Origin of the sequence: Aminobacter sp. MDW-2, assembly GCF_014250155.1 — a bacterium.
Lineage (GTDB): Bacteria > Pseudomonadota > Alphaproteobacteria > Rhizobiales > Rhizobiaceae > Aminobacter > Aminobacter ciceronei.
On the sequence record NZ_CP060197.1, the window covers coordinates 4,236,312 to 4,251,936 of the forward strand.

Consider the following 15,625-nt stretch of genomic DNA (forward strand, 5'->3'; position numbering starts at 1 on the left):
ATGGATCAGGCTGGCATTTCCGATCGCGGGCCGGAACGGTGGCCAAAGAACTGGAATGTCAGCGATCCCCAGCTGATTGCCGAGACGTTTTCCAGCCGCATCTGGAAGGTGCGGCTGGCCGACGGCAAACCGGCCGTGGTCAAGGCGCTCAAGCCGTTCGACGATGTCGCCGACGAATTGCGCGGCGCACATTATCTCAGCTGGCGCGACGGCGTCGGCGCCGTGCGCCTGCTCGGCTTCGAGGGGCACGACATGCTGCTCGAATATGCCGGCGAGCGATTGCTCGTCGATGAACTGAACGATCACGGCGACCGCCACGCCACCGACATCGCCAACGAGGTGATGGCGCAGCTGTTTTCGCCGTCCGACGTCCCGCCTCCTGCCGATCTGCAGCCGCTGCGGCAGCGCTTCGACAGCCTGTTCAAGAAGGCCGAACTCGATCGCGACGCCGGGCTTGCAAGCCCCTACCGGGACGCATCAGTCATTGCCGAGCGTCTGCTGTCCGATCCGCACGAGCTGCGCGTGCTGCATGGCGACCTGCATCACGACAACATCCTTTTCGGCGAGCGCGGCTGGCTGGTCATCGACCCCAAGGGCATCCTTGGCGATCCGGGTTTCGACGCGGCGAACTTCTTCTACAACCCGCTTGACCGGCACGACGACCTCTGCGTCGATCCTCAGCGCATCGCCTACATGGCCGAGGTCTTCGCCAGGACGCTGGGGCAGCGCCCTGACACGATCCTGGATCACGCCATCGCTTGGGGCTGCCTGTCGTCGTCCTGGCACGCCGAGGACAAGAACGACGAGGACGAGGCGAGCGAACTCGCCGTCGTCGCAGCCGTCAGAGCTGTTCGCGCTAGCTTCTGACCGCGACGTCGTTTTCAAGGGGATATGCCCCCTTGGTCGCGCGCCAATGCGCCGTGGCAAAGATCAGCACGATCAGCGCAAAACCCTGATGCAGCAGCGCCCAGTGCATATGCGCCTGCATCAGCAAGGTGCCGACGCCGATTGCCGCCTGCGCAACGATCAGCAAAGCCAGCACCCAGGCCCGGCGGGAATGGGTCGTGCGCGGCGCCTGTGTCATTGTCGTGAACGCATGCCAGAACGCCACGACCAGCACCGTATAGGCGAACATGCGGTGGACGAACTGCACGGTCTTCGGGCTTTCGAAGAAGTTGCGCCAGACGGGCTCGATGACCAAAAGGTCGCCGGGGATGATGGCGCCGTCCATCAGCGGCCAGGTGTTGTAGGAAAGGCCGGCATGCAGGCCGGCAACCAGGGCGCCGAGATAGATCTGGAACATCACCAGCAGCACCATGATGCCCGCGAAGCGCTGGATGCGCCGGTCCGCCGGCGCCTCCGAATAGGTCGCAAGGCCGCGCGCGATGTAGGCGACAGCGGTGACGATGATGCAGGCGAAGGTGAGATGGATCGCCAGCCGGTACTGGCTGACCGAGACACGCTCCGACAACCCCGAGGCGACCATCCACCAGCCGATGAACCCCTGGAACCCGCCGAGCGCCAGCAGGCCGACGAGGCGCGGTTTCAGCCGCCGCTCGAGGCGGCCCGAGATCCAGAAGAAGGCGAGCGGAATGGCAACGAGGAAGCCGACGCCGCGGGCGAGCAGGCGATGGGCCCATTCCCACCAGAAAATGCCCTTGAACTCGTCAACGGTCATGCCCTTGTTGATCTGCTCATATTGCGGGATCTGCTGATACTTCTCGAACTCCTCCTGCCATTCGGCCTGGTTGAGCGGCGGAATGACGCCGTGGATCGGCTTCCATTCGGTGATGGAGAGACCGGAGCCGGTCATGCGGGTGGCGCCGCCGACCATGACAAGCGCAAACAGCACCAGCAGCACGAGATAAAGCCAGCCGCGAACCAGCGTGCGGTTGTGCAGCTCCCTGTTGCGCTCGGCAAGCGGTGCGGCAGTGTTGGTCATGGCTGACATTACAATCTTTCCCGGCAATCGTTCCCGGCAATCGTTCCCGGCTCATCGAAACCGCGGGACTGGTGGACCATGATGGCCCCGCTGGCAAGTTCGGCCCACGCGACACGCAGTCGCGCCGGCCACCCTACCCGGTTGCACCGGCTGGCCAGAGCGACTATGCGAAGCCTGGACAAAGGATGAAGAAATGCCCGTGCGCGTCAAGAAGCTGATCGGAACCGTGCTGCTGGTGCTGCTGGTCGTCGTCTACGCGCTGATCGCGACCATGGTGGCTGTTGCCCAGCTGTCGCAATCAGGCCCTGTCACCCACCTGCTGTTCTTCTTCCTCAGCGGCCTGCTCTGGATCCTGCCTGCGATGCTGATCATCAAATGGATGGTCAAGCCATCCAAGACCGCCGGTCACTGAACCTACACAGTCACGAGCTTGCGACCGCCATTGGTGATCAATGTCGTCGCGCCCGACAGCATGGCGCGCATCGATGCGAGATCCTGGTAGCGGCCGTTGACCGAAATCCGCGGCAAAGCATGCATATGCGCGGCATGGCCGGGTACAAGAACGCCGTGCCGGGTCGTGACCGCCGACACGAAGCCGGCCTGGCGCGCCAGATGGGTCTCGCGCATGCCAGCCGCCGCCGCATAGCCGTAAGGATAGGCGAAATGCTGCGGTGCCTCGCCCAATTCGGCCTCGATCAGACTGCGCGAGCGGTGCATCTCGCGCAGCGCCTTGCCGGCTTCGAGGCGCTTGAGATTGCAGTGATGGACCGTGTGGGCCCCGATCGTGACCAGCTTGTGGCTGGCGGCTCGCCTGATCTCGGTCCAATCCATCAACAGGTCGCGGTTCGGCGCCGAGGCGTCGACGCCAACCTGCTCGGCCAGGCCGCGCAGCACCTGCCGCTGATCTTCTTCCGACACTTCCGACGTCAGCCAGTCGGACAGTTCAAGGAAAGCGCCTTTGCGGTCACGCGGCGTAGTGCATTCGAATGTGCGTTGCTCGCCCATGACCGTGGCCGTCACCGGCTTGCCGGCTTCGACGATGTCGTCGAGAACCTCCCACCACAGGTCGGCAGCACCCGAGGTGAGCCCCGGCGCGACATAGATGGTGATGGGCGCGCCATGGCTCTCGAGAACCGGCAAGGCCTCGATGAGATTGTCGCGATAGGCGTCGTCGGCAGTGAGCGCTGCGAAGGGCCCCTTCGTGCGGCCGGAGCTCAGGCGGCCGACAACCTCATCCATGGAGACGAAGGCATAACCGAGCCGCTTCATCTCGCCGATAAGCACGTCGAGAAAGCCGGGCGTTATGGTCAGATGACGATTGGGGCCGTCGGGCCGGTCGAGCAGCGCACTGACCCGGTGCAGCATGAGGATAACGCCGACGCCGCCCACCAGCGGCTTGGCCAGAGCGCCAAGCCCACCATATCCGATCAGCAGGAAAGCCAGCTTTCTGGCTATGTCGATCATTCCTTCACCTTTGGCGCCTAGGCTCGGTGGCGTCGAGCATACCGAGGAATGCTCCATATATGCCGACCAATAGCCGGCAAGGATTGAAGTATGGTTGACGCTACTGCCCCCAGCGAAAACAATGCCTTGCTCCGTCATGCTGCCGCCACCGGCAACGCGACGACGGCAGTTGTGCTGGCGGCTTCGTGCGATGCGTTGAGCGCCTACGGCAAGTTCACCAATATCCATGCGCCGGCCCAGAGCCCGGAATGGGTTGCCGCCTGGATCGAGACCAGCAAACCCGACGCCATCCTGGCCACTTTGAACGCCAATGGCCGGCCGGTCATGTCGCTTGCCCTTGAAGTCGTCCGCGAAGGGCCGTTTCGCATTGCCAGGTTCCTGGGCGGCAAACATGCCAACGGCAACTTTCCGGCTGCCGACAGGAACTGGCTTGCGGCGGCCAGTGCCGATGACATCAGCGTCCTCGTCCGCGCAATCGGCACGGCCCGGCCGGATATCGACCTCGTTGCCTTCGACCGCCTGTTCAGCGACCTCGATGGCCTGCCCAATCCATTGCTGAGGCTGCCGTCGGCGCCGAGCCCGAATCTCGCACTTGCCGTCGATCTCGACAGCGGCTTCGAGCGCGTGCTGACGCGAACCAGCGGCAAGAAGAAGCGCAAGCGGCATCGCAGCCAGGAGCGAAAATACGAAGCTCTCGGCGGCGCACGGCGCACAATGGCAACGACGACCGTCGAGGCCAATGCCATGCTCGACGCGTTCTTCGCCATGAAAGAGCAGCGCTTTGGCGCGATGGGCATCACCGACGTGTTTGCCGAGACCAACGTACGCACATTCTTCCGCAAGCTGTTCGTCGACGCGCTGGCAAGCGAACATCCATCCTTCGTCCTGCACGGGCTCGAGGTCGGCGGCAAGTATCGCGCGGTGACCGGCTCGAGCCGTGCCGGAAATCGACTGATCTGCGAGTTCGGCGCCATATCAGACGACGAACTGGCCCATGCCAGCCCAGGCGAATACCTGTTCTTCGACAACATATCAGAAGCCTGCGGCCAGGGCTTCGGTGTCTACGATTTCAGCGTCGGCGACGAGCCTTACAAGCGGCAGTGGTGCGACCTCGAGATCCAGCATGCCGATGTGCTGGCGCCGCTGACGGCCAAGGGCCGCGTCTATGCGCTTGGCCTGAGGTCGCTGTCGCGCGCCAAAAGCGTCGTCAAGAACAACGACAGGATGTGGGCGCTGATCAAACGCTTGCGTTCAGGCGTGCGCGGCAAGCCGGCCGCGGCGGCGCCCCCCGAAGAAGATTAGCTCAGGCAGCCGTCCGCGTCGGCTGCGGCGTCGTCGGCAAGTGATGGCCGACCGGGGTCACCAGGATGACGTCCTCGTAGCCGCCGGCGCGCAGGCCGTCGGCGACATAGGCAATCTCATCGTCATGGCGGAGGAAGCTGACCAGCACCTCGGTGCCGTCGCCGACCAGCCGCGTGATTTCGCCGGCGTCGGCCGGGCCGCATTCGACGACGACGAGGTCATAGGCGGTCGTCAGCGAGTCCATGATGATCGGCAGACGGTCGGCGGCACGCATGGCGCGCGCCGGATCGGCTGTGCCGACCGGCATGACATCGCAATCGGAATAATGGTCGGCGCGGATGACATCGGTGAACTGGGCTTCGGAGGCGAGCAGGTTGGTGATACCGGGATAACGGCCACCATCGAGCATCGGCCCTGCCGCGGCACCCGAAGCGGTCAAATCGAGCAGCAGCACGCGCAGGCCGGAATCGGCGACTTCGCGGGCAACCAGTACCGCCGTTGCTGCCGCATCGTCGCCCTCGGGTGAAACGAAGATGGCACGCGCGGCACCCCCGGCAATCAGCCTTTCCGCCGCCGTCTCGATGCTGATGCCGCCATGGGTCGGCGCTTGCATGGGTTCCCCGGCGGGCTCATCGGCGACGGCAAGATCGTCCTGCGTATCGACCATCTCCTGCGGCTCGCCGTCGACGTCGGCAAGCAGGGCTGCAGCCGCCGGTTCTTCTGCTTCAACCCAGGCCCTGGGCGCGTCATCTTCCGGCAGCTCGGCGGCGTGGCGCGCCGGCATCGCCACCGTCACAGGTGTAACGCGGGCGCCGGCGGCGGGGCGCATGGCGCGACCGGAGAACAACTCCTGCAGCAGGGTGAAGATCGCCATCAGCAGCAGCGAACCGACGAAGGCGGCGCCGACGATCGGGACGACCTTGGGAAAGTAGGATTCGGACGGAACGATCGCTGTCGAAAACACGCGCGCGTCGACCGGCAGATAGTTGCGGTCCTGACGCGATGCGGCCTCGCGATAGCGGGTGAGATAGGATTCGAGCAGCGCGCGCTGGGCCGCGGCCTCGCGCTCCAAGGCGCGCAGTTCGACCTCCTCCTCGGAGACGCGGGCCGACTCGACCTTCAGCCGGTTGAGGTCGGCGACAAGCTGCTTTTCGCGCAGGTCGGCGCTGCTGGCCTCGTTGACCAGTCCGACAAGCACCTTTTCAGCCTGCGAGCGGATCTGCGCGTCGAGGTCCGAAAGCTGGGAATTCAGCGCCCGGATGCGCGGATGATTGGGCAAAAGCGATGTCGAAAGATCGGCGATATCGGCGCGCAGCTGAATCTGGCGCTCGCGCAGGCGCTGGATCAGGCCAGATGACAGCACCTCCGGGATGGCGTCGATCGACCCGCCGCCCTTCAAGGCCTGGCGCACGCTCTGCGCCGTGGCCTCGGCGGCCGAACGGCCGGCACGGACACGCGACAGTTCGCTCGAAAGTTCGGACAGCTGCTGGGTGGCAAGTGCGGAATTGTTCTGCCCGACGAGCAGGTCGGATTGCGAGCGGAAGCTGGCGACCTTGGCCTCGGCATCCTTGACGCGCTTGTTGAGGTCGGCGATCTCCGGCTTCAGCCAATCGGTCGCCTCGGTGCTCGACTCGAGCTTCGAGCCGCGCTGGAATTCGAGATAGGCCTCTGCGATCGCATTGGGCACCGCTGCCGCAAGCTTGGGATCGGCCGAAGAGAACTGGATGACGATGACGCGCGATTTTTCGACGCGATAGACGGTCAGCTGTTCGCGGAATGCCTTGAGCACGCGCTCTTCGGGCGGCAGCTCGCTGGGATCGCTCTTCAGCCCGGCAATGACCAGCAGGCGCGATATCGTCGACATCTCCGAAGCGGCGTCGAACTCCGGCAGGCTGGCGAGGTCGAGCTTCCTGGCAACCTGCTTGAGGATGTCGGTCGAACCGATGACCTCGACCTGGCTCGTCACCCCCTCCTCGTCGAGGATCGGACGTTCGTTGTCGCCGCTGCCGTCGGGCCGGGTGAAGACGGACTCGCGCGTTTCGATCAGAAGTCGGGTCTCGGCGCGGTATTTCGGCGTCGCCAGCGAAGTCAGCACGAAGGCAAGAGCAGTGACGGCAACCGAAAACAGCAGCAGGCGCAGCCAGTTCCTCGCAAGACTGGCGAAGAGCTGACGCAGATCGACATCGACATCACCGGCAGTGGATTGGACGCCAGACATGCAGTTCCTACTCCGAGGCTGAGCAGACTGCACGGTAAACAAACATGGTAACCCATGCGTTAACGGCGCAACCTCATATACAACCCAGGCCATGCAAGATGGGCCACGTCCTTTACCGGGCATTAACCCTAACAAGTCGATAACTGGCGCGAACCAATACTCCGCTGCATGGCGGCAAGCCGTCGAAGGTGTGTCTGCAGAAATGAAAAGCTCCCTTCCCATTTGCCATGCGCTTCTCGCAGCCATGCTGGTCGTCAGCGGCTGCTCGAGCTACCGCCCCGCGCCTGCTGCCTTTCATGAAGTGCTCGACCAGCCTTACCGTCTCGGCGCCGGCGACCGCATCCGCGTCACCGTCTTCGAGCAGGAAAGCCTGACCAACACCTACAGCGTCGACCAGTCGGGCTACATCTCCTTCCCGCTCGTCGGCGGCGTCCCGGCGCGCGGCTATACTGCGCAAGAGGTCGAAAAGGCGCTGGCCGCCAAGCTGCGCCAGGGCTATCTGCGCGATCCCGACGTTTCCGTCGAGGTCGATCGCTACCGGCCGATCTTCGTCATGGGCGAAGTGGGTGCGGCCGGCCAGTACTCCTATGTTCCCGGCCTGACCGTCCAGAAGGCCGTGGCCATGGCCGGCGGCTACAGCGCCCGCGCCAACCAGGGCAATGTCGACATCACCCGCGACATCAACGGCAAGGTGATGACCGGCCGCGTGCTGACCACGGACCCGCTTCTGCCCGGCGACACGATCTACGTGCGCGAGCGGCTGTTCTAAGCCGCCGTGCAGCAGACCCCGCCCCGCCAGCTCAGGATCGTCCATTGCTTCAGGTCGCCGGTCGGCGGCATCTTCAGGCATGTGCGTGATCTGACCGAAGCCCAGGTGGCCGCCGGCCACCAGGTCGGCATCATCTGCGACTCGACCACCGGCGGCGAGCATGAGGAGCGCCTGTTCGAGGCGATCCGGCCGATGCTGGCGCTCGGCATCAGGCGCACGTCGATGCAGCGTCATATCGGGCCAGGCGACATCGCGGCGGGCTGGCGCACCTACAAGATCATCAAGGAATTGCGGCCGGACGTGCTGCACGGGCATGGCGCCAAGGGTGGTGCCTATGCGCGTGCGTTCGGCTCACTGTTGCGGGTTTCAAGGTATTGCGTGGCCCGCCTCTATTCGCCGCATGGCGGCACTCTGCACTATGACGAAAGGACGATGACCGGAAAGCTGTTCTTCGGGCTCGAACGCCTGATGGAGCGTTTCACCGATCATCTGCTGTTCGTCTCCGACTACGAACGCCGCACCTTCATCCGCAAGGTCGGTGAGCCGCGCGTGCCCAACAGCCTGGTCTATAACGGCCTGCGCGACGCGGAATTCGAACCGGTAGCGGCTCAGCCCGATGCCGCCGACTTTCTCTACATCGGCATGATGCGCGACCTGAAGGGTCCCGACATGTTCATCGACGCGGTGAAGGCGGCAAGGCAGGAACTCGACAAGGACGTCACCGCTGTCATGGTCGGCGACGGCGAGGATCTGCCGCGCTACCACGCGCAGGTCGAAAGGCTTGAGCTCGACGGCAAGATCCGCTTCCTTGCGCCGATGCCGGCGCGCCAGGCATTTGCGCTTGCCCGCTTCGTCGTCGTGCCGTCGCGCGCCGAGGCGATGCCTTACATCGTGCTCGAGACACTTGCCGCCGCAAAGCCGATCGTGGCGACCGCCGTGGGCGGCATTCCGGAGATTCTCGGAGCCCGGTCGCCGGCGCTGGTCAATCCGGACGCTGGCGAAATCAGCCTGAAGATGATCGAGGCCTTCCGGTCGCCTGCTGCCTATGCCGCCGCGATGCCCGACACCGCCGAGCTCAAGGCCCGTTTCGGCGTCGACGTGATGGCCCGCGAAGTCGAGAAAGCCTACTTCTCCGCGCTGCCGAAAAAACGCGCCTGAAATACGCTACAAGACAATTTTGTTGCTCAAGGGTTTCTTAGCTCATCTTTGATATGTCAATCTGGCAAACGGGCGACCGGCCAACAGATCGACGACGATGAACAACTTCGACCCAAAGCGCCGCTTCACCCCGGAAGCCGTGAAGGCGGCTGACGGCGACGGCAAATCGACCGACAAGGCCAAGCTGAGCAATGTCGCGCAAGAGGTGGCAGCGCAGTACCGTCGCGACACCATGTCCCCGGTCATGCTCAGCGGCATCCTGCGCCTGACCGAATTCGGCATGCTTTTCGTCACGGGCTTGGCACTCTATGCCTATCACGTCGGATTCCTCGGCCATCTGAGCTGGCAATATCCGCTGGTCATCCTCGCCGCCTCGCTGGCCGCGATCGTCCTTTTCGAGATCATGGACTGCTACCAGCTGCAGTCGCTGATGCGGCCGGGCGTCTCGCTGGGACGGATGGCGCTGTGCTGGGCCACCACCTTCGCCCTGATGGCGGTCACCGCCTTCTTCATGAAGGTTTCGGCGGAGTTTTCGCGCCTGCTGTTCGGCAGCTGGTTCGTCATCGGGCTGGCGCTGCTCGTCGTCCAACGCCTGATCATGGCACGGGTCATCCGGCGCTGGGCCCGCAACGGCCGCATGGAGCGGCGGGCAGTCATCGTCGGCGGCGGCAAGGCAGCCGAAGTGCTGATCCGCTCGATCGAGCAGCACCCCTACAACGACATCCGCATTTGCGGCATCTTCGACGACCGCGACGACCGGCGCTCGCCGCCGATCGTCGCCGGCTATCCCAAGCTCGGCACCGTCTCGGAACTGTTGGAATTCGCCCGCATCGCGCGCATCGACATGCTGATCGTGTCGCTGCCGCTGACGGCCGAAACCCGGGTTCTGCAGCTGCTCAAGAAGCTCTGGGTGCTGCCCGTCGACATCCGCCTGTCGGCGCACTCCAACCAGTTGCAGTTCCGGCCGCGCTCCTATTCCTATATCGGCGCGGTGCCGATGCTCGACATTTTCGACAAGCCGATCAACGACTGGGATTCGGTCGCCAAGCGCGCCTTCGACATCATCTTCAGCCTGTTCGGCATCGTCGTCTTTTCGCCCGTCATGCTGGCAACCGCGATCGCCATCAAGCTCGACAGCAAGGGCCCGGTGCTGTTCAAGCAGAAGCGCCACGGCTTCAACAACGAGGTGATCGAGGTCTACAAGTTCCGCTCGATGTTCACCGAGCTGTCCGACCCCTCGGCGAAAAAGACGGTGACCAAGAACGACCCGCGCGTCACCCGCGTCGGCCGCATCATCCGCAAGACCTCGATCGACGAGCTGCCACAGTTCTTCAATTCGCTGTTCGGCAGCCTGTCCCTGGTCGGCCCGCGCCCGCATGCGATTGCGGCGCAGTCGCACAACCTTCTCTACAATGAAGTGGTCGACGGCTACTTCGCCCGCCACAAGGTCAAGCCCGGCGTCACAGGCTGGGCCCAGATCAATGGCTGGCGCGGCGAGATGGACACCGACGAGAAGATCCGCAAGCGCACCGAGTTCGACCTCTACTACATCGAGAACTGGTCGCTCTGGTTCGACATCAAGATCCTGTTCCTGACGCCGATCCGCCTGCTCGACACGGAAAACGCCTATTGAGCGCGATCAGCTATGATCTGCCGCGGGCCGCGATCAACGCCAAGCTGATCGGGCTCATCTCCACCGGCGCCATTGCGCTGGGCGTATTGCTGTCGGGTTTCGTCATCCGCGAGCCGGCGCCTTACGAACTCTACATGGCCGGGCTGATCGCGGTGTGGTCGCTGTTTGGCCTGCGCATTTCGCGTGCCATCACCCCGTTGCTGGTGCTGATCGTGACCTTCAACATCGGCGGCATGATTGCGATGACGCAGATGGCGGAGCTGATGAACACGCCGCTCTATCTCGCCGTGTCGCTGTTCCTCGGCTTCACCGCCATCTTCTTCGCCGCGGTCACCGAAGCCGATCCGAGGCTGTTCAGGGTGATCTTCCTGTCCTGGGTGGCGTCGGCAGTGGTTACCTCGGTGCTCGGCATGCTCGGCTATTTCGGCGCCGTGCCCGGGGCGGAGATGTTCACCAAATATGGCCGCGCCGCCGGCGCCTTCCAGGACCCGAACGTCTTCGGGCCCTTCCTCACCTTGCCCGGCATCTACCTGCTCTACCGCGTGCTGACCGGCAATCCGCTCAAGATGGCGATCTATGCGGTGCCGCTGCTCATCGTCACCGGCGGCATCTTCCTGTCGTTCTCGCGCGGCGCCTGGGGGCTGTTCGGCGCCTCGGCCATCCTGCTCACCGGCTTCCTGTTCCTGCAAAGCGACAGCGGCAGGTTCCGGCTGCGGATCGTGGTGATGAGCATTGCCGCCATCGCGCTGCTGACCGTCGCACTGCTGATCGTGCTGCAGATCCCCAGCATCGCAGAACTGTTCACCACGCGCGCCCAGCTCGTCCAGGATTATGACGGCGCGCGGCTCGGCCGCTTCGCCCGCTACGCAATAGGCTTCCTCCTGGCGACGGAGAAACCCTTCGGCATCGGACCGCTGGTGTTCGGCCAGATCTATGGCGAGGACACCCACAACATCTGGCTCAAGACGCTGATGGACTATGGCTGGCTCGGCTTTGCCAGTTACCTCTCGCTGATCGTCTGGACCGTCGCCGCTGGGTTCCGCATCCTGCTGCGCAACCGGCCCTGGCAGCCCTATCTGCTGTCGGCCTATGTCGTCTTCCTCGGCCATATCGCGCTCGGCACCGTCATCGACACCGACCATTGGCGCCACTTCTACCTGCTGCTCGGCCTGATCTGGGGCTCGATCGCGCTCGAAGCCCGCCACCAGCGTGCCCAGACCTCGCCCGCCTACTGACGCCTCGCCCGGTTTCTGACTCGCCGGCGACGGGCCCCGTTGCACACAAGATTCGCGTTTTGTGAACGGTCCGGCACCGCTTTGCCGGCTCAACTCAGCGTGACCGCTTTGTGAATCAGAGTGACCGATCAGCCTATGGCAATCGGAAAGGTAGGCGCCTATCTCACAGTGGTCAGCGAGACGGCAAAAACAACAACCGCCGCTTTGCTACCGAAAAAGAAAGGAATACCCACATGAAGAAGATCATCCTCGCCGCTTCGGCAATCACTCTGATGTCTGGTTCGGCATTTGCTTCGTCCGCAGAAGGTGTTGTTGCCAAGTTCGACCCGGCCGTTCGCGTCATTACGCTCGAAAGCGGCCAGAGCTACTCGGTTCCGCGTGACGTTGCTATCCCGTCGATCCAGACCGGCGAGAAGGTTTCGATCCAGTTCAACGACGAAGGCGACAAGGTACAGGGCGTGCTCCGCTAAGCGGAAACCGCGATATCCCTGAACTGCCGATACCACCGAAAAAGCCACGGGCCCTCCCACCCGTGGCTTTTTTTCGTTTGCGACGCTTGGCTCGCGGCACGAAGCGCAGGTCCGCCCCATCGACCGCTACCTTGCCTCACACAGCATACACGGACGCACAGTTTCGCTCCGCAAGCCTCCACAATCCACACACGCACGACAATCCGGACACGCAGGGCCTGGCTGCGACCACAGCCATCCGCACAACGGCGCAACCAGACTCGATGTTGCGCCAGGGTCGTTGCGCACAACTGCGCCGATTTGTGAACGGTCCGGCACCGGTTTGCCGGCTCAACTCGGCGTGACTGCTTTGTGACCGAGAGTGACCGCTCCAGCTATGGAAATCCAAAAGTTAGGTGCCTATCTATCAGTGGTAAGCGGAACGACAAAACAACGAACCGTTGATCCGCTACCGAACATTGAAAGGACTAAAACAATGAAGAAGATCATCCTCGCCGCTTCGGCTGTCGCAATGATGTCAGGCGCCGCATTTGCTTCCTCCGCGAACGGCGTTGTTTCTCAGTTCAACGAGCAGGCGCGCGTCATTACGCTCGAGAGCGGCCAGAGCTACACCGTCCCGCGCGACGTCGCCATCCCGGCGATCCAGGCTGGCGAAAAGGTATCGATCCAGCTCAACGACGAAGGCGACAAGGTCAATGCCGTTCTCCGCTAAGGCGGAACAGCCTTGACGGCCTGACTTGCCTCACAAGCTGGCCACTTCAGCAAAAAGCCATGGGTCCTCCCACCCATGGCTTTTTTTTGCGCTTCAAGACATGCCTGACACGGGGTCCGTAGGCGAAAACAATCGCGCGAACGGCCGTTCGCCATCGGAGTTTCAACGATCCCGCGGCACGTTCGCGTGATCGAAACGTGTCTCGAGTTTACCTGTCAGCGTGTAACAAGCACGGCCAGCTGATCGTAGTTGACGGTATCAGCAAGGTGCCCCGCAGCAAAAGCAGCACCTCGCACAACCCCATCAGGAGAACGATCATGAATAAGCTCATCTTGGCTGCCGCCGCATTCGCACTCTTCTCCGGCTCGGCTCTCGCCTCCGACGCCAGCGGCGTCGTCACCCGCTTCAACGCCGACACCCGCGTCATCACGCTCCAGGGCGGCGACAGCTACACCATCCCGCGCGATGTCGCCCTGCCCTCGGTCAAGGTCGGCGACAAGATCTCGATCCTCTTCAACGACGAAGGCGACCAGATCCGCAACGTGCTGGCCGGCCCTGACATGATGTGAGCCCGCCACGGCAAGACGACAGTGAAGCCATGGGCGCACTCCACGCCCATGGCTTTTTGTTGCACCCGGTCACGCCTGTTGCGCCCGGCCCGGCCGCGGCCGACCTCTGCCCGAAAGTTCTCGGGCGATCGGAACTTCAAGCCGGTGCGACACCGTGACAGCGACAAAAGCGCGTGAGCTATTCGTGTTAGTTGTTTACCGAACCAAACCAACGGCAGGCCGTTTCTTCTCTGCACAAAGCAATTGGCGTCTCCCTCCCGGATCCAAGCTTTGGTCATCAAGCAACAGGAGAAGTACAATGAGAAAGCTCATCCTTGCCGCCTCCGCCCTCGCCCTCATGTCGGGCGCAGCCCTTGCCACCGAGGTCGATGGCACCGTTGCCAAGTTCAACCCGGCGGTCCGCGTCATCACGCTCACCAATGGCGAGAGCTTCACCATCCCGCGCGACGTCGCGATCCCGCCGCAGCTGGCTCCCGGAAAGCGGGTGGCCATCGACCAGCATGACAACGGCGCCAAGATCGAATCCGTGATGGTGGACGCGGCAAGCTAGCGTCCGGCCCATCCTCCCACCCCGCAGGTAGCAGACAACGCCATGGACGCCAGTCAGCGTCCGTGGCGTTCTTCCTTTCGACAAGAGGTGCCATCCAGGGCAGCGAAAAATGGGCACGGTGTCTGGATTCGAACCGCCCAGTCCGGGGCCTGCTGCAATCCCACACGCCCTCTGATACGGTCAAAGGTACCGCCATTCCCGCCGGCAGGAGAAGCCATGAGCGACCTGACTACTGCGATCCTTGTTGCGGCAAACGCGCATCATGGCCAGGTCGACAAGGCGAGGCAGCCCTATATCCTGCATCCGCTCCGGGTGATGCTTGCGGTCAACAGCGACGAAGAACGGATAGCCGCCGTCCTGCATGACGTCGTCGAAGACACTGATGTCACTTTGGACGAACTGCGGAGCAAGGGGTTCGGTGTTGTGGTTGTCCAAGCGGTCGACGCGCTCACACGCCGGGATGATGAGCCCTATGTCGACTTCATCAAGCGGGCGCGCGCCAACGAGATCGCGCGACGCGTCAAGATCGCCGACATCCTTGATAACACCAACCCCGACCGCGTGCGGGCCGCTGGGCTTGGGGAGCAACATCTCGATCGCTACCGCGAAGCACTTCAAATGCTGACAGACGCCGAGAGCCAATCCTGATCGCCGACCACCTGCACCACCGCAGTCGACGGCAACACCGTCCGCTGCAACGGCCCGGCGCCTGACAGCACGGCTCGGACAAACCATTCTCGACGCCGAAAAGATCGAAGCGAGATGGTAAATGTAAACCTTGGGGAAATCGGCAAACCGCAACCTGGGGGATGGCGGTTAAGTCTTTGTTCTAATGGTCGGAGTGGCCGGATTCGAACCGACGACCCCTTGACCCCCAGTCAAGTGCGCTACCGGGCTGCGCTACACTCCGGACCGGTCGCGATGTATCTTGATATGACCGCTTCGGTCAACCCAATTCGTCGGCTTTCCCGCCAACTTCTTCATTCGCGAGCAGAATATTCTAGTCGGCCTGACCGGCCTCAACGAACCTGGTCGAGCAGGCGCTTGCATTCGAGCAGATCAAACAGCGCCTCCTGCAGCAAGGCGCGGTTGTCGCGCGACAGCTTGCCGGAATCGGCTGCCACCGGTCCCTCGTCGTCGCCCTTGCCCAGGCCGAAGAAGCGGCGGCTCGGCTTGGCGCGAGCCTCACCGACCAGCATCTCCTCATCGGGGCCGCGCGGCTGCGCTGCCGGCGTCAGCGGCGCCTCGGCCTGCTTGCGCTGGGCGATTGCCTCGACGGCCTTCATGTCGCCGCTGCCGATGGCGACCAGGAACTGGTTGCCATTGTCGCGCAACAGCTTCTGCACGCCCTTGATGGTGTAGCCCTGTTCGTAGAGCATGTGGCGGATGCCCTTGATCAACTCGACATCCTGCGGCCGGTAATAGCGCCGGCCGCCGCCGCGCTTCATCGGCTTGATCTGGGTGAAACGGGTTTCCCAGAAGCGCAGCACATGCTGCGGCAGATCAAGGTCTTCGGCAACTTCGCTGATGGTGCGGAAGGCGTCGGGGCTCTTGTCCATGGTCGCCACTTTCGCAAAAAACGATTCGTGATCCATTTCAGCGC

Annotated in this window: 16 protein-coding genes and 1 tRNA gene; 12 read left to right on the top strand and 5 right to left on the bottom strand. The window is 63.2% G+C overall.

Annotated features, from left to right (window positions below; all coding sequences use genetic code 11):
- Positions 1-867 (top strand): aminoglycoside phosphotransferase family protein, encoded by an 867-nt coding sequence (locus H5P29_RS20950; protein ID WP_154385564.1) that lies wholly within the window; start codon positions 1-3, stop codon positions 865-867.
- Here H5P29_RS20950 and H5P29_RS20955 read toward each other — a convergent pair.
- Positions 857-1,951, bottom strand: a complete 1,095-nt coding sequence (locus H5P29_RS20955; protein ID WP_154385565.1) for a COX15/CtaA family protein — start codon at positions 1,949-1,951, stop codon at positions 857-859. The two genes, H5P29_RS20950 and H5P29_RS20955, sit on opposite strands and share 11 nt — an antisense overlap.
- A 184-nt stretch (positions 1,952-2,135) precedes the next feature.
- Here H5P29_RS20955 and H5P29_RS20960 point away from each other — a divergent pair, with 184 nt between their 5' ends.
- Positions 2,136-2,354 (top strand): DUF2842 domain-containing protein, encoded by a 219-nt coding sequence (locus H5P29_RS20960; RefSeq protein WP_067962901.1) that lies wholly within the window; start codon positions 2,136-2,138, stop codon positions 2,352-2,354.
- Between the two features lie 2 nt (positions 2,355-2,356).
- On the opposite strand, the gene H5P29_RS20965 is transcribed toward H5P29_RS20960, so the two are convergent.
- Positions 2,357-3,406: a polysaccharide deacetylase family protein gene (locus H5P29_RS20965; RefSeq protein WP_154385566.1), complete on the bottom strand. Its 1,050-nt coding sequence runs from the start codon at positions 3,404-3,406 to the stop codon at positions 2,357-2,359.
- A 90-nt stretch (positions 3,407-3,496) separates the two neighbouring features.
- Here H5P29_RS20965 and H5P29_RS20970 point away from each other — a divergent pair, with 90 nt between their 5' ends.
- Positions 3,497-4,708, top strand: a complete 1,212-nt coding sequence (locus tag H5P29_RS20970; protein WP_154385567.1) for a GNAT family N-acetyltransferase — start codon at positions 3,497-3,499, stop codon at positions 4,706-4,708.
- 1 nt (position 4,709) lies between these two features.
- Here the strand turns inward: H5P29_RS20970 and H5P29_RS20975 are convergent, their stop codons facing one another.
- Complete coding sequence (locus H5P29_RS20975) at positions 4,710-6,926, bottom strand: exopolysaccharide transport family protein (RefSeq protein ID WP_154385568.1); 2,217 nt, start codon at positions 6,924-6,926, stop codon at positions 4,710-4,712.
- Between the two features lie 202 nt (positions 6,927-7,128).
- Here H5P29_RS20975 and H5P29_RS20980 point away from each other — a divergent pair, with 202 nt between their 5' ends.
- The 9 genes from H5P29_RS20980 to H5P29_RS21020 all read left to right on the top strand — a co-directional run bounded on the left by H5P29_RS20980 (position 7,129) and on the right by H5P29_RS21020 (position 14,670).
- A complete protein-coding gene (locus tag H5P29_RS20980) occupies positions 7,129-7,695 on the top strand; it encodes a polysaccharide biosynthesis/export family protein (RefSeq protein WP_067962914.1) in 567 nt (188 codons plus the stop codon).
- A gap of 6 nt (positions 7,696-7,701) precedes the next feature.
- Complete coding sequence (locus tag H5P29_RS20985) at positions 7,702-8,853, top strand: glycosyltransferase family 4 protein (RefSeq protein ID WP_067962917.1); 1,152 nt, start codon at positions 7,702-7,704, stop codon at positions 8,851-8,853.
- Positions 8,854-8,950: 97 nt separating this feature from the next.
- Complete coding sequence (locus tag H5P29_RS20990; protein WP_067962920.1) at positions 8,951-10,486, top strand: undecaprenyl-phosphate glucose phosphotransferase; 1,536 nt, start codon at positions 8,951-8,953, stop codon at positions 10,484-10,486.
- Positions 10,483-11,721 (top strand): O-antigen ligase, encoded by a 1,239-nt coding sequence (locus H5P29_RS20995; RefSeq protein ID WP_154385569.1) that lies wholly within the window; start codon positions 10,483-10,485, stop codon positions 11,719-11,721. The genes H5P29_RS20990 and H5P29_RS20995 overlap by 4 nt, the downstream gene beginning before the upstream one ends.
- Positions 11,722-11,954: 233 nt before the next feature.
- The gene (locus H5P29_RS21000; protein ID WP_154385570.1) at positions 11,955-12,191 is read left to right on the top strand and encodes a DUF1344 domain-containing protein; all 237 of its coding nucleotides are present in this window, start codon (positions 11,955-11,957) and stop codon (positions 12,189-12,191) included.
- A gap of 475 nt (positions 12,192-12,666) precedes the next feature.
- Entirely contained in the window at positions 12,667-12,903 is a 237-nt protein-coding gene (locus H5P29_RS21005; protein ID WP_067962929.1) for a DUF1344 domain-containing protein, read from the top strand.
- A gap of 317 nt (positions 12,904-13,220) precedes the next feature.
- On the top strand, positions 13,221-13,472 hold the full coding sequence (locus H5P29_RS21010) for a DUF1344 domain-containing protein (RefSeq protein WP_067962934.1): 252 nt from the start codon (positions 13,221-13,223) through the stop codon (positions 13,470-13,472).
- Positions 13,473-13,770: 298 nt separating this feature from the next.
- Positions 13,771-14,022, top strand: a complete 252-nt coding sequence (locus tag H5P29_RS21015) for a hypothetical protein (protein ID WP_067962937.1) — start codon at positions 13,771-13,773, stop codon at positions 14,020-14,022.
- Between the two features lie 216 nt (positions 14,023-14,238).
- Positions 14,239-14,670 carry an HD domain-containing protein gene (locus H5P29_RS21020; protein ID WP_067962940.1) on the top strand — a complete coding sequence of 144 codons (432 nt, stop codon included), beginning with the start codon at positions 14,239-14,241 and terminating at the stop codon, positions 14,668-14,670.
- A gap of 185 nt (positions 14,671-14,855) precedes the next feature.
- Here the strand turns inward: H5P29_RS21020 and H5P29_RS21025 are convergent.
- Positions 14,856-14,932, bottom strand: a tRNA-Pro gene (locus H5P29_RS21025).
- A 109-nt stretch (positions 14,933-15,041) separates the two neighbouring features.
- Entirely contained in the window at positions 15,042-15,581 is a 540-nt protein-coding gene (locus tag H5P29_RS21030) for a MerR family transcriptional regulator (RefSeq protein ID WP_067966704.1), read from the bottom strand.
- Positions 15,582-15,625: the final 44 nt, after the last annotated feature.